The organism is Paenibacillus andongensis (assembly GCF_025369935.1).
Lineage (GTDB): Bacteria > Bacillota > Bacilli > Paenibacillales > NBRC-103111 > Paenibacillus_E > Paenibacillus_E andongensis.
On the sequence record NZ_CP104467.1, the window covers coordinates 6,352,642 to 6,375,348 of the forward strand.

The window sequence follows — 22,707 nt, forward strand, 5'->3', positions numbered from 1 at the left end:
ACTTCACCTGTCCTCACTTATCGTTTTTATGAGCAAACAATTTTACAGCAAACACTTCATGATAAGGCGAACCGTAAGTTGCACAGAAATCAAACCGTATTCGGGTTACACCTTGCGCATCCACCTTATGTTTATTCAACGTGAGATAATTCCCACGGATTATGATTTCCCTCTCGGTTCCGTCTTCTAAGGCCAAGGTCACATCATAATCTTGGATAAGGGACTCAATTGGATCGTCAAAATGCTCCAAATCCAACTGCGAATTGAAAACAAGATGGATTTCATCCAGATTTTTAGGACTTGCAAAACAGAGTTCCAACCATTCCTGTCCTTCCGTACGTTCGGAAATCCAGCCGTTCGGCAGACCATACGGTCTGGAGTAGCCGTTGACGACATTCTCGGGGTTATACATATTCTGTGATGGCAGCAGGTCTTTAAAGCAAATGCTCTTATTGAATTTCTTTAGCTTCGACGGCTCTTCCGGCCTATAGTGGAAGCTGACCGCTCCTGTTATTTTCTCTTCATTACCGTATACGGCAAGCCTCTCTGTACCTTCCAGTACGATGTAAATTTTGTCGTCCGCCGGCTTCGTGCAGCCCAAATCCAGCGTAATCCAGTCGTCATAACCGGCTGCAATAGCCAAGCGGTAGTCTTTCAACTCGCAGGAGGGAATGTAGTTTTCCTTCCGTTCCCCGCCAAACAGCTTCACATGCAGAGTTTCCGAATGCTCGGAGATATTTCTAATTTTGATCCGTACACTTTCCGCCACGGATGTCTGAAACGGCAAGACCAAACATAACCCTTTCTCCAAGGGAATCGCTTCGGTTGGATGAGGATTCGCATAGCTGCGCTGAGACGAGGCACGAATATGTAATCCGTCAGCGAAGTAAGGATCCAATTCCTCTTGAAGCCCTACAATCGTTTGTCCGTCTCGAAGCAGCAGTGCTTGCAGCTCCCCCATATGAGCTCGGGCGATGTCTGCTGGGTCTATCTCATATTTCAAGCATAACGAAGCAGCCGTTCCAACCGCCTGCCCCATACAACCGCAGGTAGCCATTACTCTTGTAGATCCGAAAGCAACATGGGTAGCACTTATATTGCGACCAGCGAACATGAGATTAGGAATATTGCAGGAAAACAAGCTACGGAACGGAATATTGTACAATCCAGGCACGAAATTCCAGGCTGTAGCTGGCCCCTCATCGTAGATGCCCTTAGCAGCATGTAAATCCATATACCATCCCCCGACGGATACAGCATCTTCGAAATGCGGCTTTGCTGTAAGATCGTTCTGAGACAACATGTGATCCCCTATAAACCGCCTCGACTCCCGCTTTCCCGGAATCGGGCAGACATAATCCAAGATGAGATTGTCCACATCATCAAATTCGCCGCTATTTTTGATATAATCCCAAATCCCGTAAACCAATTTCCGCAGCTCCAATGCGATGTCTTCATTGTTTTTGATAACATCCATATGCCCGCCGTATTCCAGCCACCACAATCCGCCAAGTCCGTTGATTTTTCTAGGAAAAGCCCGATAGTTCAAGCCTTTTTTGATACTATCGAAAAAGCTCAACTTCGTAATATCATACGCAAAGCCAGGCCTCTTGTAAGGAACGGGATATCCTACGTCACGCGCTTGAAAAAGGATCGTGTCTCCCATGGTGTAATGGTCCGCCACTTCAGGAGCCAAATCTTCCTTGTATTCATGCTTCGCTTCTCTCCCCCATCGGAAGAGAGCACCTGCCTGATATCCGACAACCCCGTCTCCCGAGCAATCGATGTAGGTTCGGCTTTCAAAACGGAATTTTCTTTCGGAAGCCAATTGAAGGCCCTCCACCCATTTGATTCTGCCGTTCTCCATGCCCGTTTCATGCACGCATGTATTCAGAAATAGAGCAATGTTAGGCTCATCATAGACCATATCCAACAAGACCGTATCCGAAAGCGAAAGCATAAGCTTCTTGTTATATAACGGATTATAGTGGAAAATTTTCATCTTGAGTTCTTCCACCAATCCGCCCTCACGCGCATAATAGGATGGGCTGTTTCCAAGATAGGCCGACCCGTTGATATGAACCCTGACCTCGCTGCTGGCATTCCCCCCAAGAACCGGTCGATCATTAATAAGTGAAACTTGCAGCCCTTGACGTGCGGCAGCAATGGCGGCGCATAGCCCAGCAATACCTCCGCCTACGACGGTTACATCCGCTTTAATAAGCTCCATTTTGATAACCTCCATGATTAGATACATCTATCATGGTAATCCTTTTGAACCCCATTTTTTTACATGATTTCGCGAAAAATTCATACATTTTTTGCAACCTTATTTGGATTCATACCGTGTCATTTTTATCCGATATTGCTTGGGTGTATCACCTGTATGTTCTTTGAATAATTTGCAAAAATAGCCTTCATTTACAATTCCGACTTCCTCGCACAATTCCAATAAAGAATAATCCTGAACATTTAACAGCTCGAGAGCCAATTGAATTTTTTTACGGTTGATGTAGCTGATAACGCCTTCGTTCATTGTTTTTTTGAATAGACTGCTAAAATACGATGGGGCTAGATTCACTTCCTCAGCAATAGCCTCCAACGTTAAACGCTGTTTCAGATTTTTCTCTATAAACCGCATGGCACTCATGATTTCTGCACGATGTAAAAGTTGGCCAGCATGTACATATTCGAAAGTGAAGTCGCCAATATACGCTAGCTGCTCCCGAAATGTCATAAATTCTAGGGGAAACTCAGCTACATCTGTGGTTGGCGTGTTCCCCGATTTAAATTTCACAGTAATGTCTCTGTACAAGTCACGAAGCATAGGCGTCATGATGGACTTATGGATTTTATGATCCGTAACAAATTGGTTTAAATCAGCAAATTCTTTCTCCAGCTCTTCCTTGGAAACCTTTCTATGCAGCCAGGCAAGAAAATCAGCCAGCTTCTGCTGAAAGTCCTCCTTTCTGTCATTACGGTATTGGAACCGATGAGCGGGTGTTTTGACTACTTTCTCTGTATGATAATAGAAATCCTCACTCACATTATTAGCTTCTGTGTAAGCTTGTTTGATGGATTCCCAGCCTCGGTGCGGACCGCCAAAAGCTACGGATACCCTTTGATTCAAATATTGATGCAAATGGGACACGATCTGACTCCCCAATGTTTGGCAAGCGTATTCCGTATCCATCTCACTGCGATTATTTTCCCAGGAAAGAAAGCCAATAAAACGATTATCGGATAGATCCGTAGCTACACCCCTGCCACAATTCATCACAGTTTCTTCAATGACATTCGTAATCGCATATTTCAAGATGTTTTGGTCAACCGCTGAATATTCATTTCGGAAACTCTCATACAAATTCATTTCAACAATAAAGCAGCAATAATTGGCTTGAAAAAAATGGAACTGCATACGATTGGCGAAATCCGATGCCCGATGTGAAGGGATTTCGCCTCTGATCAGCTCGTTAAAAAATTGCTTACGGACTCTATATTTATTCTCAAGAACGGATACGTTTAAAGTTTGAAATTCCTCTTCTTTTTTCTTAATCTCATCCCAAATTCCGGCTGCCTTATCCAAAGCTCGATCCAAATCAGCTTCCCTGAGCGGAACCTTAACAATGTACTCCAATACGTTGGCATGAATAGCTCTCTGCGCGTACTCAAAGGACGAATAAGCAGTCAAAAGAATGTATTGGGTATGGGGCAGCTGCGGCTTTAGTTGCTCAATCATGGAAATTCCATCCATCCGCGGCATGACGATATCGGAGATGACAATATCCGGTTTAAGCTTTAAGATCTCCTCTATCCCCTTCAGCCCATTATTCGCTTTTCCTATCAAATGGAATCGCCTTTCCTTATGAGAGAGCTCGCTAAAAAATAGTTCCAATCTTTGAATGATTAGATCTTCATCGTCAACGATGAAGCAGGTGTAGTCTCTCATCATCATGCATCTCCTTTCAACAAACCTGCCGGGAATACGGCGCGGACACGGGTTATTTCCTTCGGTATGCTTATGATTTGGAGCCCGAACTGTTCCCCGTAGTGAAGCCTTATTCGACCATGAATATTATTTAGCCCGATTCTTTTCCTTTTTACTTCCAAATCACTCGGTTCTGACATTAAAATATGCTTGATTCGATCCGTTGGAATTCCATCGCCTTGATCAATGACTTCTATTATGACGATGCCGCCCTCCCTGTACGCATGAATAGTGATAGGGCCTTCGATCTCCCCTCCGTTATAGCCATGGAAGATACTATTCTCCACAATGGGCTGCAGCAGCATGCGAAAAACCGGAAAATCCATTAACCCATCTTCGATATGCTCAATCAAGTGGAAGTGCCTGTTATAACGGATGTTCTGGATCGCGATATAGTCTGATACATTTTGCAATTCGTGACGTAGTGAAACCTTCTCCGAAGCATCGGCGATCCCGTATTCCAATAATGAAATGAGAGACCCGATCACCACATCTACTTTCTCTATTTGTCCCAAACGTATGACATTGCTGATAGATCCGAGCGTATTATACAGAAAGTGAGGGTTTATTTGAGATTGCAGCACTTGGATTTCCAGTTTCCGCTCTAGTTCATTATGGAGCTCTCCTCGCCGAATCAATCCTATAATTTGCTGCAGCATACGGTCGAATGCTAGCGAAAGGTCACCGAACTCATCGTTTCGCTTAATCGTAACTGTTGTTGTCAGATCGCCTTGCTCTACCCGCTTCATTTTAGTTTTGAGCGCATAGAGCGGATTCCTTATATATTTGGCAATAAAAAAGGAAATGAACAAACTTAAGAGCAGGCCTGCAACTAGAAGTCCTAGGTAATAGTTTTCCAATCTGGACAACGCAGCTTCCATGCGAGATTCATCGTTCATCGAAATGAGGAACCAATTAAATTTCTCCGTCGGTTTCTTCAGAATGGAGACGGGTAAGCCATCTTTTGTATGCAGTTGAAGGCTTGTTCCTGACATATCCAAAATTTGTTCTGCCGACGTTTCCCCAATTGAAAACGTATGATCTTGAATACTTAGGGGTCCTCTATTTTCCGAAAATCCGGCAATGATTTTACCCGATGTGGTAATCAGAGCTAGATTCATTTGTTCTTTTTTATTGATCTTAAACAAGGTTTCTTCAATAGCATTAAGATCCAAATCTACTGCAATGGCCATAGGAGTCGGAGAACCGTTCAGATATCGCACCATCGTAACTGTCCAGCCGGAATACTTCGATTTATAAGGATCACTGACAAATGTAGTTCGTTTGTTCTTGTCAGCCGCATCAAATAAAGGTTTTCTGTCAGATAAAGGTTCATCGAAAATTCGCGTAGGCGTACTTCCGCCTAAAATAGATAAATCACTATTGATCAAGTAAATGTTACTCACGTAATTACTGTTGAGTTCATAAAGCTCTCTTAACTGCTTTTTAATCACTTCCGTATTGGTAATGTTTGCTTTCACCGATGTTTCGACCGAGAACAAGATCGTCTGGAAGGAGGAAAAATTAACCGTTAAATACTGGTCCACTTTGTCTAGTATTTGGTTTGTGTAATAAATATCGTTGGTTCTGATTTCCTTCTGGACATAGCGATAGGACAATTGGCTTATCAAGATGATGCAGCTTAATACAAACGCAAAAACAATCAAAAATAGTTTTATAGGCAAGCTGATTCTTCTTCGCATCGGTCATCTTCCTTTTACATCTGTATTAAACTAAGCATAGCATAGGACAACAAAGAGAGGGGCTATTTATCGCCACTCTCTTCGTCTATTACTTGATTAGGCCTGCCTCTTTAAATTGTTTAACGGCTGTATCCTTATATTTTTGCATGTCGAACTTGGTATCCAATGTTTTGAGGAAATTGTCCCAGTTGGTAAGAGGGTCTTTGCCAGACATAAATTTGACTAAGCTTTCATTAATGAAACGAGTGCGGTCAGCTGCCAAGGTATCGCTCGGGTCTGCAGTCAACAAATTCCCAGGTAAAGTAGGACCCACATATTGCTGATTGTTCGTGAAGGCTTCTGCCGTCTTCGGATTTTGGAAGCTGAAGTATTCGGCATCATCGCCACGGCGCGGCATTCTATAGTGATCTACCCATAAGTACTTTTCTTTCATATCCTTGGATAATTCAGAGGTTTTATTTTTGATCTTGCCGTCTACGACATCCCAATGAATCCCTTTAATTCCGTATGCGAAATTCGGATAGGCTTCTTTGTCAGTAAAGAGATATTCCAGCATAGATAGGATTCGAATGATTTTGTCCTTATCCGCTTTCTTGGAAATGGCCCATGAATTGCCTTGGAACGATTTTCTCTCTACGATTTGATCGCCGTATGGCCCTTTCATTGGAGGAATGACGATCCATTCCGGTACCTCTCCGCCGATTTCTTTCATTTTTTGCTGATAATCCGGTTCCAGTCTGCGGGCATCTCTGATCATGAAGCCAACTTTGCCTTTAAATAACTTTTGGTCCAACAAATCTGGCGTATTCATCGTCACCCAATCCGGGTCTACAACTTTCGCTGTCATCATTTTATTGATGTAAGCGAGTGCCTCTTTCATTTTGGGATCGATAAATAGGAATACTGGTTTATTGTCTTTCACTTCAATGGCTGAGGGAGGATTGACGCCAAACATCCACATCAAGCTATCGAAGCCGTAGGTTTGTAGATTGCCTTCTTTATTCATACCGCCTATGAATCCGTACGTATCGTTTTTACCGTTTCCGTCTGGGTCTTTCTCCGTAAAGGCTTTCATCACTTCGAACAGCTCGTCAGGGGTTGTCGGTACTTTCATATTCAGCTTTTTCAACCAATCGTTGCGGATGAAGAAGCTTCGACTAATACCATTTACATTATCATAACCAGGAACTCCAATGGTTTTTCCCTGATACGACGTTGCCTCCCATGAGTCTTTACCAAAACGCTTCTTCAATTCGGGAAATTGATCCAAATACGGGGTCAAATCTGCAAGAACGCCTTGGTCATAATATTGCGCGAGATCGGACCGACTCTTCAAGAAGAGCAAATCTGGAATATCTCCGCCTGCAATGAGCGTATTCAGTTTGGTTGTTGCTTGCCCAGCTTGAGGAATCGTCATTTCCAAGTCGATGTTCATCGCCTTTTCCAACATTTGGCGTTGAATATCTTCCTCACGTGGAGGTAACGGAGCGGCAGCGTTGAAAGTACCTTGGTTAAACATCGAGATCTTCAGTTTGTTCGCAAACTTGCTAGCCTCGGATTGAGGGCTGCTCGAAGCTGTCTGCATAACTTCTTCTTGGTTCCCGCATGCTGACAATAGCGTTCCCAGCCCTACTATAGCAGCCAGAACAGTAAATGAAACCTTTTTACGTTGCATATTGACCTCTCCTTTTGCTTGTATATATATTATCACGGTGTCCCCGTAACAACCTAGGTAGGAATTGCTTTTAACCTTTAATCGATCCCATGAGAACACCTTTCGTAAAATGCTTTTGCATAAAGGGATAAACGATTAAAATCGGAACCGTTGTCACGACGACAGCAGCCATTTGCACTGCGAACTTGCTAACCGTTCCGGAATTGGCAATCGAATCTGCGCTTTGTGTTGCGACGTTAAGTAGAATGTTGCGCAAGACAACTTGAAGCGGCATTAAGTTCGAATCATTCAAATAAACAATGGCATCGAAATAACTGTTCCAATGCCCCACGGCGTAAAACAGGGAAATCGTAGCAAGCACGGGCAAGGAAAGGGGTAAAATGATTCTCCAAAGCGACTGAAGCTCACTTGCGCCGTCTACCCTCGCTGATTCCTCAATTTCAGCAGGCAATTGCTCGAAAAAGCCTTTAATAATGACCAGATTAAAAGCACTAATGAGATGCGGAATAATTAATACCCATGGACTGTCTAACAATCCCAGTGAGCGGATTAACAAATACGTCGGAATTAATCCTCCGCTGAACATCATGGTAAATACAATGAATATTAAAAATGTGCCGCGCCCCGGCAAATATTTTTTGGATAACGGATAAGCAGCTATGATCGTAAAAAACACATTAAGCGCAGTGCCTACAATCGTTCGAAACAACGTAATTTTATACGCTTGCCCTATACCATGAGATATGAATACCTCTTTATAGGCTACCAAGGTAATGGATTCTGGTATAATCACAATTCCTTTTCTTAACACTTCCGATTCTGGCGTCACTGAAACAGCAACCACATACAAAAAGGGGAGTAAGCAAAGTAGTGCTAGTATAATAAGAATAAAATATACGACTGCTTGCCATATTTTTTCCCCGACTGTCAAATTGACCATTTATAAAACCACCTCACCAAATTTGCCCATCGAATTTTTTGGCGAGCTTGTTCGCAGCCAAAACTAAAATAAATCCGATGACAGCTTTAAACAATCCCACCGCAGTAGCTAAACCAATCTTAAGACGCTCCAAGCCTTCCCTATATACCCAAGTGTCGATAATGTCGATTTTCTCCTGGTTAAAGCTGTTGGCAAACATGAATATTTGGTCAAATCCAGCGTCCAGAATATGGCTTAATTTAAGGATCAGCATCAGAATAATGACGCCTCGAATGCCGGGTAATGTGACATGCCATAGCTGTCTCCACTTGGAAGCGCCATCAATCCGTGCCGCTTCATATAAACTTGGATCAATGCCTGCTAATGCGGCAAGGTACAATATCGCTCCCCAGCCAATATCCTTCCATATTTCAGATAAGATGATCAGCAGTCTACCCCAAGCTGGTTCCGTTAGAAAGGAGATCGGCTGAATACCATTTTGCTTAAAAATCAAGTTAAAAAGCCCATCTCCTGGAGCTAATAACGCCACCATCAGTCCATAAACAATGACCCATGACAGAAAATGGGGTAAATAAGTGATCGTTTGTACGATTTTCTTAAACCATTGGGTATACACTTCATTGAGCAGCAAAGCTAGAACGATCGGGGCGGAGAAACCGAACAATAGCTTATACAGCGATATGATAATTGTATTTCGCATAATATCCCAGAAATAAACGCCATTGATAAAATCTTTAAAATTTTTCAATCCCACCCATGGGCTATCCCATAGTCCCAAAGCCAGGTTATAGTTTTTAAAAGCAATGATGATTCCCGCCATAGGAATATATTTGAATACGGCAAAGTAAACTAATGCCGGAAATAAGAGAGCATACATCACCTTATATCTTTGTATCGTTCTTATCCATGAATTCCGCTTTTTGGGGGTGGGAATGGCGTCCGCTGCCAATTTTGCTTGCATATCATCACCTCGTCTTTATTTATATTTGTATAATAGCATTCGTCTATCGGATAAATTTCTGTGATTTCTAGAATTTCTTACAAGATATTAAGTACGTGAAGCCTTCGAGAATTCCAATACACTAGGCATTCAATTTCCCTTAAGCTTCACCTACTTTATAAACAAAGGCCTTTCTTGATGACTTCGTCATCAGGAAAGGCCTTTGTTTTAATTTAACTTCGTATCGATCATTCGGCTAATCATCGCCACAGCTTCCTCACGCGTAATCTCATTATTCGGCCTTAACGTACCATCTGGATATCCGCTAATAATCCCTTGCTCTACGAGCATTGAGACATATTCGTTCGCCCAAGCCGGGATCATGCTTCCATCGAGGAATGAACTACCCGCTCCGGTTGCCTTGCTGTCTCCAGCTTTCAAGATGCGACCGATCATAGCGATCGCTTCAGCTCTTGAAATGGGCACGGAAGGCGCGAGATAAAGCTCATTTTGACTGGAAGTCCCCCCCAGCCATTGGTTCATAAGTGCCGTGGACATGTAAGGTACAGCCCATGGAGCCACATCATCCCGATCCACGTACTCCGCCGGCAGATTGCTGGTTGAAAGCACTGTCCCCCATGCGCCAACGACGATCTTGGCAAACTCTTGCCTTGTAATGGATCGCGTTGGTTCAAAGACGAGGCTATCTCCCTGATCAATGCCGTTCACCGCACCCATCGATGCGAGGCGATAGACCATATCGCGAGACCAGCGATTGTTCATATCTTTGAAATCCTTCATATCAGCATTATACAGAAGGGCGTATTTGCTGAAATGAGGCAGCTTGGCAGTTATCGTGCCTGTTAACGGATTCATCACGCCACCGATATATTCCCACTTCTTCGTTCGCTCGTTATACCAGTAGATACCGGCTTTACTTGGGTCCTGAATCTCTTCTAAACGAAAGCGGATCGTAAGCTCCGCTGGCTCCTTCAGCTTAATCGGTTTATCAAACTTAAATTCATAGATATCACCTATGACCTTCAAGCCCTCACCTTCATAGGCTTTCGGGTTCCGCACTGTGCCAATCCCAAGACCCACGTTCTCTGGTATAGGCTGCGCCGCAAAACGAAGCGCCGCTCGATCGCGAATTTTCACAATCGTTTCTTGATTCGGAACAAGCTTAGCCGAGGTGACAAACTCCACATCTTGCTCTAACTCGATGAGTCTTTTCAGTATGTTCTGTAAGGTTTCCTCCACTACTTTATCCGCTTGCTGCTGCGGATCCGCGGAAGTACCCTCACCGTCAGGATTCGGATCCGGAGGAGTCGGCGGAATATACCAGTCGTCATAGTTAGGCTTCGGAAGCGGAGGTGCATCTGTCTTCTTGCCGACTTTAACGATGAGCGTATCTTCAAATGCGTATTCCGTCGTCACGGCATAGGATGCTTTGACAACCAGCTCGCCCTCATTGTCTGCTGCAACCTGCCCCTGCTCCGAAACGGAGCCGTTGGCATCACCAAGAATCACACTCCAGCCTACCTGATTAGGATCAATAACTGTAGATACGCCGTTCTTATCTACACCTACTAGCTCTAATGATTGCTTGCTGCCTGCCGGAAGGCTGAGCTCTTCTTCATCAGCCGATAGCTTTCCTGAAACTTCAGCGACAGGTCGGAGCTCCACCTTCACGAATGCATCCACAGCTTGATTCATAACCTCAGAGCTGTAAGTCGTCTCATTATCAGCATCATCCTTTGCGGTGATGACAATAGACTTCGACAAGTATCCTTCAATCGGCAAGGCATGTTCGAAAGTCCCATCCGTTTCAACTGTAATAGGCTGGTCATTGATGATCACTTTACTTCCCGGTTCCGCAACCCCTTTGACCAATACCGTTTTATCGGAAGATATAGAGCCTAGCCGCTCAATTTTGAGGTCAGGTGCTGTTGTATCTGAGAATACCCTTGTACCGCTGCGTGTTTGGTCTCCGCTCGCATTGGTGGATTGCAGTTCGATCAAATTGGTCCCTTCCTCTAAGGGAATAGCTTGCTTCCAATCAGCACCTGAGAATGTGCCTACGTTTTTATCATTCACACGAACGACTGTGGAAATCGTTTGATCTGCATGCAGCTGCAGTTGGAAAGATTTCTCGTTCACGACATAGGTTTTCTGCTCACTTTGACCATTCTCTCCATACGAATTTGTAATAGGTTCGTTATTCATATTCAGTTGAGTTAGCTCAACCTTGGCTGGGTTAGGCACCGGTAAGTGAGTCCCAGTAGAGATTGCCGGTTCACTATAAACCTTGCCGCCTTCGACCTTCTTGTACGCACCGATAGATACCTTGTAGGTAGAGCCTGGAACGAGACCCACAGTTGCGCCTGACTCATCTTTAATCATCCCGCCAAGGGTTGTTTCCTTCGTATCTCCTGTCACATCTACGGTGCCTATGCCTGTTACCGGTTTATTATTTTCATCCAGCAGTTGGATGGTGTAACCGTCAACCGTCTGAGGCATTTTCCAAGAAACACCTAACAAACCGCTGCCTGCGGGTACCGCTTTAACCTCTTGCGGTTGTACAGGCTGATGAGGGTTTACAATTGTGAGGGCTGCACCGCTATATTTACTGTCCAGATTCGTATCGCCTTGCGATAAGACGGCTTTAACGTAGTAAGATCCGCTAGCTATCGTCTCAGGCAGTGTAATCTCCGTAGTTCCATCCTGAACAGAAATATCTTTGACTAACAGACGACCTGGATCATTTTCGTTATTGTTGCTTAGGAAAAGAGACACTTTTTCGTTCGTCGTATGATCCCCTTGCCAGTTCACTCTGACTTTATTCCCACCCTCGGGATCAACCGCTGCCGTCACATTTGATAAGGTTGCAGGTACGGTGACATCCATCAAGGACCATTCTAGTGGTTGGTCGGACTTCACTTTCCAAGTCCCCGCCATGTTATTTACAAGCTGCTTTTGGATTGAAACATACACACGTTTCTCCAGCGTTCCCGCCCCAGAATCCTCCGGTGAAATTTCCTGTACCAAGTAGTTTTCGTCGATCGTGAGCGGATAGTCATGGCCACTAGGATCTGTAACTTGAAGAGTTGGCGGCGCTTCCCCCGTGTACTTAAGTTCAAACAACGCTGCTTCTTGATCAGCTGTAACCGGAATTTCATACTCGTTGGTGTTTGATAAAATACTTACGCGATCAGCACTTTTCATCGATGCGGCAGCATGCTTCGAGCTTGCGACTCGTTTGATGTTCGTCCCGAAGGTCATCGCTGACACGTTACCGGAATCATCGATGTACTCTTTTTCCATCAACCCTTCCGCTTCCGGCAACATGTCTGCCGTTAACCGCGACGATGCGAGTGTCGGCCTGCGGCTCCCCCAAACATATTGATAGCCAAAAGGAATGCCTATAATTCTGACCTTCCCCCAAACCTTCTCGGAGCTGATCTCTCCGGATGCATGCGCGATTTCTTTACCACCGACAATCGGCACTGCTCTAGGTATTCTGAGCGTTAATGAGCCTCCACCTGCCATATAGACGGGACCTAATAGTCCATGTTTAGACGAATCATATTCAAAAACAACATGTACTTCGCCAATGATCGCGTCAAAAACTTCAAGCCTTGCACCAGCCTTAAGTGCAATTCCGTAGCTGGATAATGAATCTTTAAAATCAACGCTTCCATACACTTCTTTGAGAATCGGAAACTTCAGAATTTCAAATTCACCGGAAAACTCAATGCCCTGCATGGATAAGCCCAGCGTCACATTATCTGCCGTTATAACCTTGGCAACACTTAGTCCGCCAACCATCACAACTTTCAGAGGAGGCAAAATATTAAAATTGCCTGTAACCGTGTCATACAGATTGCGGAACCCGCCGCCACCTTTGGTAATAAACGCCACAGGCGCTATCGGGATTAGCGGAATTCCCGGTTCCCCGCCTACGACGAAAACGAAATTATCGGGGATTGGCACACCACTTTCCGTAAAGCGCAGTGTCAGCAAGCCATCCAATTCAACAACCTGGAATTGAACATGCCCTTCGATTTCGAATTTCCTATCAAAGGTATCCAGCATGACCCTGCCGCTTGCGCCAAAATCAAGTCCAGGCACCATGCCTTTCGGTAGTCCCGCATAGCCTTCCGCGCGGAGTCCCATGAAGCCGAAGGTGTTCGCCCGCCCGAACATGTTCGTCTCTTTTCTCATCCCGAACTTAGCTTCATCCAATGATAAGCCCACCTTAAGGAGGTCATCGGTTTGGTCTTTCTCAGCCCCATCTCCCTGCTGCCCACCATTATTATTCGGTGGCGGTGGATTCTGATTGTTATTCCCGTTCGGATCTTTTTCCTCTTCCTTTTTATGACCTGGATTGAAATCCATCGACACCGACCCGCCGAAAGAAACACTCTCATTCCCAATGACTGCATTCTTAATCTCCACTTGGAAGAAGGACATATGCTGCAAGACCGACAAACCTTTCAGCACTTCCCAGTTAATTTCAATCGGTTTCTGCCCATCATCTTCGTTCGCCTCCAAGGAATAGTGGCTTCCATCAACCAATTCGATACTAAATGGACCGAACGAGAACGGAAATCCAGGAATGGACAGCACACCGTTCCCTTTCAACTCAATGTAGTTCCCTTCGTGAGAAAGGTCCTGATCATTTTTTTGAATCGCCATTTTTTGCGAGGCTTGCCCGAAAATCGCGCTCAATTCCTTCGATGTATCGTGGCGGATGACCGAATTAATGGTCGCTCCCGCTCCGATTTCAAAGTAAGAATTGTCTCCAGCTAGTGATCGAATCGGCCCTCTGAACTCAAGCAAAGCTTCTTTCGAGGCACTTGCATATTGACGCTTCAAGTCAGCTAACTTGGACTCATTTTCAACCGGAACCAGATTGTAAGTCTCATTTCCCTCATCTTTCATGTTCTCGCCAACGACGAGCAGTATCCCATAGTCTCTTGTTTTATATTTTTTATCTGAGGTGAATTCGATCTTCTTCTCGAACGTACCGATCACACCGGCCGTAATTCGAATGATGTAAGTGCCAGGCTCTTCCTTGAGCGGAGGCCACAGCGTATCGTTCAGCCGAATCGTGATTTGTTTATCGTCCACCACATTGACAACCGTACTCGGAACGAGTACCTGCGCACCATCGCGTTCTCTGATCATCTGTACTTGCCAGTCGGATGAACCCTTTAACACCTCAAACCCTTTGCCTTGCAGTGCAATCGAAGGATTTTCATCCAGCATATACAGCTTCTTAGGAAGCGCCTCTAGAACCTGCACTTCAGGAATTTTGCCTGATAACGCTGGCAGGACTACAAAGGAAGCTTGCATGTTTTCTTCGCTGCCGGCTGCTTGAACAATCACTTGAAATTGTGCAGCTTTGTATACCTTTTGCGGCTTTGGCTTCACTTTCCAAGTAACCGTCTTGACCTCGCCGACCTTCATGTTTCCTAACGCTTTCGTTGATCGTTCACCTTGCACGAGCTCAAGCTCAGCAGGCAATCCAAGAACGGCTTGAACATTTTGCTGCTCTACGGAACGGTCGATCGAATTGTCGATATCCACACGAACCTCGAACTCCGCTTCCTTATAACCAGTCCCATTATCATTGACCTTTAATTGTTTCGGAGCCGCAATTTGCAGCCCATAGGTCGCTTCCTTTTGAGAGGTAAAAAAGTTGCCTAACCCGTAGTAAGTTTCAAACACAGCTTCCTGACCAGGAGCAAGATTCGAAGGGTCCCAATACATGGCCACAGCACTATCCGCTGAACCATAAGCATTTTGGGTACTTGTAAAATCCAACTGAGGATTCACCGTGTAATCCCATTTAGTTTCGGAAATACCATTCCAATGGGCAATAATCATCCGATTCGGCGATTTATTTCCCCAGCCCTGCAGGAAACCGTAGGACATCACCTTTGGATTCAAAGGGTTGTCTGTCGCTCTCCAATAATACGGAAGTGAGCCTTCAACTTTCGTTTCATCTCGAATATACGTATTGCCGCCCGATAGGGAGACGGGAGAAGCATCCTGCGGTCCAAGCATCGTATCGAGCAGAATGCGAGACCCGACATTTTGATCATGCTTGGTTGTGTTTTTAACCTTATAAGAGATTTTTATGTTACCCGCATTCGGATTCGTTTGGTCATCTACTAAGGTTAGCGTCTGAATAATCTCAAGCCCCTCAACATGCCAAACGGATTGATTCGCGAGACCTTTATTCTCAGGCGAAAATGTAAAATAACCATTCGTCCCTAGAAATCCGTACCCATTTCCATAAATAAAATCTTTGCCATTAATACGAAATGTCGTAAACGATGTTTCTGGCAGCTTATCGCGGAACAGCAGCGGTTTGTTGTCGTCGCTCGTTTTGAGCGGAGACCCCATCTTCGTCATCACACTGAACCTTCCGGTTTGTTTATTGACACTTACATCCATGAAATCGTTCGCAACCGTGATCGGCTTAATCTCCGCATCAATGGCAAGCGCCAGTTCTCCACCGATAGGCAGACATAACACAATGGTCATCATAATGAGTGCAAACTTCTTCCAAATCCTTACTTGTACCGCCTTCATGATTCACTCTCCTTTACAAATGAGGAAAAGCATCAACCACCAAAGGAAAAGTTGATGCTTCCTCGTTATTCTGAAGATTTCGTTGGTAAAATGTAGACATGAACGAGCTTCGTCTGACGTTCTTGGTCTTGGATAAAGAATGTATATAGGCCATATTCCTTAACCGGTAAATTGCCGTTGGCTACTTCTTGCCCAAAAGTCTTAAAATCGCCTTTATTTTTATATCCTCGCGCCCATTTCATCTGACTAGACCCTTGTTGTCCGAACAGCTTCAACTGAATCGCATCGCCATAGACCACTGCTTCCGTATCCTGAAGCTGCTTCGAATTGACATACAGCGTGAATGTCGTTGGCGCGATAACAATCGCTTTGCGTACAACAACCATTTGATTACCGGCACGATCTGTCGCCTTGTAGGTAATCTCATATTCCCCAGGCACTCCGGCATGAATATTGTGGAACACACTAAGCTTTTCTTTCAAATTACCATCGAGGTTATCCGATACATCAACATCGGAAGCAGGATCGATCGAGGTTGTTCCAACATCAATTAGCAGCTGCTCTCCGCTTAAGAATCGAATCTTCGGCGCTTCTCGATCGATATTGTTCACATCGATCCGCAGAACATATTTGTTATTCAAAGCATCTGTCGCTTCTACCCAGCGCGTACCATTCTCCGTGAAGGTTACGACATTTCCTGAAATACCTGCATACGTAAGTGGCCTATCAGCTGTTAGTGTGACCGATACGGTGTTTTTCGTAGGCACTGTTTCACTGTAAGCATAAGTAACCTTCGCTGTTGCTTTTGTGATGTTGCTAACCGTCGCTACGGCTTCAGCCGTGTTACCGGCTAAATCTTGTACGAGGAAAGTAAAGCTCCCGTTCTCTTTGAAAACAACCTGATTGGATCTGTTATTATTCAGCACTTGAATGGGTTCATTCGCTTCTACTGTTACAATAACATCATCCTTCGTTGGTGCTGTCTTACTGTAGGTTACGTTCAAAACGGGGCGTGTACGATCGATGTTGTACACATTCGCCGTTATTGTTGATTCATTTCCTGCACGGTCTGCTACGCGGAATGCATAGTTCCCATTTGCTGTGAAATCACGAGTAGTACTGCCATTATTGCCCATGACAGTGATCGGTTCATTGGCTTCAACGCTTGCGCGAACATCCGCATTGGTCTTCGTCGTCATGGCCGTTGAATATTGAACACTAGCCACAGGTGGCGTCTTATCAATCCGATCCACATTCGCATTAATCTCGCGCTGATTGCCCGCTGCATCTTGGTAAACAAACTTAAATGTACCATTCTGTGTAAATGTGTATGTCGTTAGTCCCCCGTTATTGACAACCGTTGGAAGTACCCCGGAATTATCCTGAGCCACTAACGTAGCGACCACATCATGATTCGTCCATCCCGCTTCGCTATAACTCACGATCGCTGTTGGGGCATCTCGGTCAATTACGGTTACCTCTGCTGTTACTTGACCTTCATTTCCGGCTGCATCTCGATAGTAGAACACGAAAGTTCCATTTTCTTTGAACGTATATTGCGCACTTCCTTCATTATTGGTGATCGTTACCGGATCATCTTCACCCATAAAGGTAAGGGAGACCGTCACATTTTGCTTCGTCCACGTGCTCTCGCTATACGTAAGCACTGGCACGGGTGCTTGTTTATCAATAAAGTTGACCGTTGCCGTCTTTTGCGAGACATTCCCCGCCTCGTCTTGAAAAATAAACGTATGTGAGCCGTTTTCCGTAAAGGTATACGTATCGCTACCAGCTATCGTGACTACGCCGTGATTGTCATCATAGGTAATTAACGTTACGGTCACATCTTCGTTCGTTTTACTCAGCGTGCTATACATCAAATCTGCTGTCGGAGGCACGAGATCGATATTGTGGATCACGACTTCTCCCTCGCTTGTCAGCGGAGTTCCCCCATCAAGCAGCGTATATTGAAGAATCCCATTCGTTTTAAAATCATAGACCGCTTGCTGAACCGTTTGCGAGACTGGAACCGCATCTTCCGGAACAACAATATGGCTTATGGACAGCGCCGGATTGCCTGACGCATCAACAGTCACACGAACAGGGCCGTTCGTCCAACCGCTAGGGGATAAGGTCACCGCTGCATAAGGTAAGCTTCGGTCAATTCCATTCACCGTCGCCATAGCTTTACCGACATTACCTGCATCATCTACAAACTCAAACTCAAAAGAACCGTTATCTGTAAATAGGTTCTCCTTGCTCCCATTGCTAGGTTTCATCACCCTTACCGATTCATTGGTAGCTAAGGTTGCTTTCACATCGCTAGCGGTGCGTCCAGCAGGACTATAAGTAACTACGCCTACCGGGTTCGTATTGTCGAGCTGGAAAAGCGAGTTTGTGCGGCGGATAGCTTCATTCCCTGCTTTATCCGTTACCTTCGCCCACAAATACCAGAGGCCATTCGCCCCGCTCAATTCGGCCGTATGATCTGCACCTAGCGCGGTCCATGTTGTCGGAGCCGTACTTGCATTCATCGACCAGGCATAGGCATAAGTAAGCTGGTTTGACGCGGTCACATTATCCGTCGCTGAAATAACGGAGCTAGCCGCTTTCCTTTTGTCCGAAACTCCCTCTGCACTGAACTGAATCTGTGGCTTCGTCTTATCGATCCAGGTTACGGTTGCGACTGCCGTATTCTCATTGCCCGCTTTATCACGAAAAACGAACGTGTACGTTCCGTTTGCTTGAAACACATAACTGAACCCGCTGAGATTAACCACGTCGATATCACCTGAAGCCGTGATGTTATCTACTGCTGTCAATGTCGCCGTAACAGACTGATTCGTGGTTTGTGTTGTGTTGTAGCTTATTTTAACTGCGGTCGGTTTCGTTACATCATAGATAACCGTATCCGAATAAGTCGTACTGATGTTGCCAGCCGCATCACGGTACTGGACAGAGATCGTCCTTACGCCTTCCGTTTCCGGGATGGTGACGAGTTTAGTGGTAGCAAATGCTTCCCAGCTCCCCCAAGTTGTCCCTCCATTAGCCGATAATCGCATGTCGATGGGTCCATGCAAATCTGCCGCTGTGAGCTCTACCTCTACGGACTTGTTGTTCGTTTGTTCCACAGGGATATGTATCGTTCCGGTGGGAGCAGAGTCATCGAGCAAATACGGACCGCCCCGGGCAAGCTGCCAGTTGCCTGCTTGATCATAGACTTTGACATGAATATAGTAAGTGCCAGATTTATTGGCAACGGTAAAAGCTCCATTTGTCGATCTGCTCCATGTCACGTCGTTTCCATCGGTTGTTGCTTGATCCGTAACGACATACTTGATGACATAATTCCCAAGCGTTGTTGTGATGTTATCTGACAAGCTAAGACTTGTCGTAACTGACTTACTGTACGTGCTCGTGCTTGGATTGCTAAAGGCAACCGTTGGTTTCGTATTATCCAGCACAAAGCCCTGTGTTGTACTCGCATAACCGATGTTACCCGCGCTGTCCGTGGTCTTGATATGTAAATATTGCGTATTATTCGCATTCACAGGGGAAGATAGCGTTGCGCTGTGAGACGTTTTGGAGCCTGCTCCATCATAAAATAGTTTCCATTCCTGAGAGCTAGGACTTGGGACTGTTACACTGCTGGACCACAAATAGCTTGCCTGACCTAGCGTTCCTCTAGCTTCCAGCAAGGATACATTCACTTGTCGCGCATTGGCAGGCGTGCTATTCCCTTGTTCGGAAAAGGATACCGCAGGTGCCGTTTTATCGATGACATAATCGAGACTTCCCATTGTCCTCACATTCGTCGCAAAGTCCGTTGCCGTGATTTTTAGCCTATAATTGCCTTCCAAGCTGTTCGGTACGCTTAACATTCCTACAGAACTGCTTGCAGTACCTGTCGAGTAGGAAACCCCATCCTTGAACCATTCGTAGCTCCATTGTTTCAAGCCCGAGAAAGAGTCGATGACCGTGTACGTCACATTTTGGCTCCTTTGAGCGGTACTTGATATAGGTCCGAGAGTGATTTTGGGCGGTTCATTATCAAACATAATCGCACCTGATGACCTGATGGTCGTATTGCCGGCAGCGTCCACTGCTTTGGCGTGTAAATAATAGACGCCTGAGCCTGGCGGATCTAATGCGGCCGCTCCACTCAGAATGCCCGTTGCAATCTCCTCGTCTTGTGGCGGCCAAAAACTCTGAGTCCATGTATAGTAAAGGTTGACATTCTCATTCACTGGCGTGTCATTTGCAGTTACCGTTACGCCGTGACTTTTCTTAATAATATCGGCGGCATATGGCCCGAAGGTAATTGTAGGCGCCACGTGATCATAATTGAAGGGTCCTGCCGTATTAATCGTTTCGTGCCCTACTTTGTCAACTGCACGGGCGTGAAGATAATAAGCACCATTACCTGTTGGATCAGCAGCCACCGTGCCGCTCACTATGCTGGTGTTAATCTCCGCAGCTGCGGGCGGCGCAGCGCTTTGCGTCCACGTGTAAAAGAGTGACACACTTCCTTCGACCGGCAGATCGGTAGTTGTTACCGTTACACCATGGCTATTCTTATAGTCTGAATTGGATGTTTGTCCAAATGTGATCGTTGGTGCGGTGTTATCAATATAAACCTCGGTCTTAAACAAGCTTTTGAAATACGTGACGTTATCCATAGAGGTTCCATCGCTAAAGTTCGTTCTGTAATTCGAGTAGGAGTGCCAAGCGTTATCCAACTTTTTGTAATAACATAATTCTGGCCCCTGCTTCATAACCAGCCGACCGGAAGCATCAGAGGCTCCCACCGTGTACTGAAATAAGGAAGGATAGTCCATATATTTCGGCGGTGACACAGGAATTCTAAAAATAGCCGGTGTCGTCTTGCTGCCCGCAACTTCAGCTGTAATCATACTATCTTGGTGGCAAAGGACCGAAGGTGAGCTGCTCTCGAAATCCACCACTAACGTGATCATGTCACCCGGTTTTAAAAAGTATTTCCCCGTGAATGGATCAAGGCCGCCAGCAATAACCGATATCCCCGTTGGCTGCTTCACAGATGCTGGTAATAATACAGCAGCACTTACCTCACTTGCATAGGGTACAACGCCTCCAATTAAGAGGATGACAGCGAGTATCATTGAACTTATTCTTTTCATACTACCTCCTGATTACGATCTTCAATTCTCTATGAAAAAGTAACAAAATACGACAATTAGCTTCATTTCACATACTAAAAATACCTGTAAATGCAACCAAAGCACCATACCCCAAATGGGGTATTTGTCATAAAAAAGAAAAAACACCATTCCCACATACGCTATAATGCGTACATGAAATGGTGTTTCGGTTATTCTGGAGAGTTCATTATTTCGTCTTTTTCGTTCTCTCATCCAAAGCGTTCAGTTGATCCACATGATACTGCATATCCTGTAGGATTTCACTTACTTCACTATTGATTGTAGTTTCAACTTCCCCAATTTTACTCAGATCAATTTGCGCTTGGTGCTGGCTATCCTTGATGTTGTTCAGTTCGGCACCTAGCTGCAGCGTGTCGTTGGCAATCACCTTGACACCATCCGAAATCGTCAGGATGTTGGCTGTGTTTACGGAAATTCGTTCTCTAACCGTATTCATCGTATCTTCAAACGTAGAGAAAGACGAGAAGCTTTCATTGATTTTCTCATCAATCGCTTGCAGCTGCGCTGTGATGTTGCCCGCCGACTCCTCCGTGCCATGAGCCAGCTTACTCACTTCCTGTGCGACAACGGCGAAGCCTTTGCCATGCTCGCCAGCACGAGCAGCTTCAATGGATGCATTGAGCGCTAGGATTTTGGTTTGTCGGGAAATTTTGGAGATGACCTCACTCATCTCATTTACGACAAGGGTCATACTAATTAACTCATCCATCAACCCGCGTGTCGTTTGAATGTTATGACTTAGTTGTTGGTTCAACTGCTGAATATCCGTGAATTCATCGGATGTGGCGTTCAGCTGATGACTATATTGGTTTAATTCCTCAGACTTTTTCTCATATACGCTCACAAACTCCTCTAACTGCTCATAGTTGCCTAGAGAAGCTTTCTTCAGTCCTTCAATATTATGTAGATTGTTCTCTATACTCTTCGTCACATAAGCAGCAGAAGTATTCACGTGCTGAAGGGTGGATTTCATATTCGCTAAGAAAACCGGAAGCTCCTCTTGAATCGAGCTATCCTGATCAGAAACAATAGAAAGGGTATCTATCACTTCTAAAATTTCCTTCGCTGACGGTCTGTCCGCTTGGTTCTCACCAATATAGGAATAGCGAATCGTTTGTTGTTCATCAATAATATACGTGCTTGGAATCGCAATTCGGAATGAGTCCCATTTAATTGGCGTGAAAACCTCGTAAGACTTTATGACTTCTCTCGTTTCGTCCGAAAGAATGGGGAATTTGATGCCATTCGCGTTTACATAATCTTTGATGTTGGCTAGCTTTTGTCCAGCAATCGCAATGAGATTTACGCCCTTTTCCAAAAATCGTTCATAATACTCATTTAACTCCGGCATCTGTTTCTGGCAATTATGGCACCATGTTCCACGTAAGAAAATAATAACTAGCGGCTTGCCCTTGAAATCTTCCAGTCCCTTCATACCTTGTGTAGAATCTAGTCGAAATGGTGCTGCCTTTTTCCCTATAGATAAACCTTTTTTAGCCATGCCGCCACCCCAATTTAACATGATATTCGTAAATAGCTTCCTTCAGTCTAGCCGAAAACCAGCGGGAATGCTACCATATTTCGGATAAAAAGTTGAACTATTCGACAAAAAATGACCCGCTTCTAGGCCAGCAGCCTTAGCGGGTCATTTCACCTT

General features: G+C 45.1%; 9 protein-coding genes. All 9 read right to left on the reverse strand.

Annotated elements, in window-relative coordinates:
- Window positions 1-13: 13 nt before the first annotated feature.
- Complete coding sequence (locus NYR53_RS28410; protein ID WP_261302424.1) at window positions 14-2,230, reverse strand: FAD-dependent oxidoreductase; 2,217 nt, start codon at window positions 2,228-2,230, stop codon at window positions 14-16.
- A gap of 99 nt (window positions 2,231-2,329) precedes the next feature.
- A complete protein-coding gene (locus NYR53_RS28415; protein ID WP_261302425.1) occupies window positions 2,330-3,952 on the reverse strand; it encodes a response regulator transcription factor in 1,623 nt (540 codons plus the stop codon).
- Window positions 3,952-5,691, reverse strand: a complete 1,740-nt coding sequence (locus NYR53_RS28420; RefSeq protein WP_261302426.1) for a sensor histidine kinase — start codon at window positions 5,689-5,691, stop codon at window positions 3,952-3,954. Before NYR53_RS28420 ends, NYR53_RS28415 begins: the two co-directional genes overlap by 1 nt.
- Before the next feature lie 88 nt (window positions 5,692-5,779).
- Window positions 5,780-7,366 (reverse strand): extracellular solute-binding protein, encoded by a 1,587-nt coding sequence (locus NYR53_RS28425; RefSeq protein ID WP_261302427.1) that lies wholly within the window; start codon window positions 7,364-7,366, stop codon window positions 5,780-5,782.
- Window positions 7,367-7,436: 70 nt separating this feature from the next.
- Window positions 7,437-8,306: a carbohydrate ABC transporter permease gene (locus NYR53_RS28430; protein ID WP_261302428.1), complete on the reverse strand. Its 870-nt coding sequence runs from the start codon at window positions 8,304-8,306 to the stop codon at window positions 7,437-7,439.
- Window positions 8,307-8,319: 13 nt separating this feature from the next.
- Window positions 8,320-9,267 (reverse strand): ABC transporter permease, encoded by a 948-nt coding sequence (locus NYR53_RS28435; protein ID WP_261302429.1) that lies wholly within the window; start codon window positions 9,265-9,267, stop codon window positions 8,320-8,322.
- 207 nt (window positions 9,268-9,474) lie between these two features.
- Window positions 9,475-15,849: an S-layer homology domain-containing protein gene (locus tag NYR53_RS28440; protein WP_261302430.1), complete on the reverse strand. Its 6,375-nt coding sequence runs from the start codon at window positions 15,847-15,849 to the stop codon at window positions 9,475-9,477.
- Between the two features lie 65 nt (window positions 15,850-15,914).
- Window positions 15,915-21,008, reverse strand: coding sequence for an Ig-like domain repeat protein (locus NYR53_RS28445; RefSeq protein WP_261302431.1), 5,094 nt, complete (start codon window positions 21,006-21,008; stop codon window positions 15,915-15,917).
- A gap of 208 nt (window positions 21,009-21,216) precedes the next feature.
- Window positions 21,217-22,572, reverse strand: a complete 1,356-nt coding sequence (locus tag NYR53_RS28450) for a redoxin domain-containing protein (protein ID WP_261302432.1) — start codon at window positions 22,570-22,572, stop codon at window positions 21,217-21,219.
- Window positions 22,573-22,707: the final 135 nt, after the last annotated feature.

Coding starts and splice junctions, on each gene's coding strand:
- NYR53_RS28410 (WP_261302424.1), bottom strand. CDS start 2,230: ATGGAGCTTATTAAAGCGGATGTAACCGTCGTAGGCGGAGGTATTGCT.
- NYR53_RS28415 (WP_261302425.1), bottom strand. CDS start 3,952: ATGATGAGAGACTACACCTGCTTCATCGTTGACGATGAAGATCTAATC.
- NYR53_RS28420 (WP_261302426.1), bottom strand. CDS start 5,691: ATGCGAAGAAGAATCAGCTTGCCTATAAAACTATTTTTGATTGTTTTT.
- NYR53_RS28425 (WP_261302427.1), bottom strand. CDS start 7,366: ATGCAACGTAAAAAGGTTTCATTTACTGTTCTGGCTGCTATAGTAGGG.
- NYR53_RS28430 (WP_261302428.1), bottom strand. CDS start 8,306: ATGGTCAATTTGACAGTCGGGGAAAAAATATGGCAAGCAGTCGTATAT.
- NYR53_RS28435 (WP_261302429.1), bottom strand. CDS start 9,267: ATGCAAGCAAAATTGGCAGCGGACGCCATTCCCACCCCCAAAAAGCGG.
- NYR53_RS28440 (WP_261302430.1), bottom strand. CDS start 15,849: ATGAAGGCGGTACAAGTAAGGATTTGGAAGAAGTTTGCACTCATTATG.
- NYR53_RS28445 (WP_261302431.1), bottom strand. CDS start 21,008: ATGAAAAGAATAAGTTCAATGATACTCGCTGTCATCCTCTTAATTGGA.
- NYR53_RS28450 (WP_261302432.1), bottom strand. CDS start 22,572: ATGTTAAATTGGGGTGGCGGCATGGCTAAAAAAGGTTTATCTATAGGG.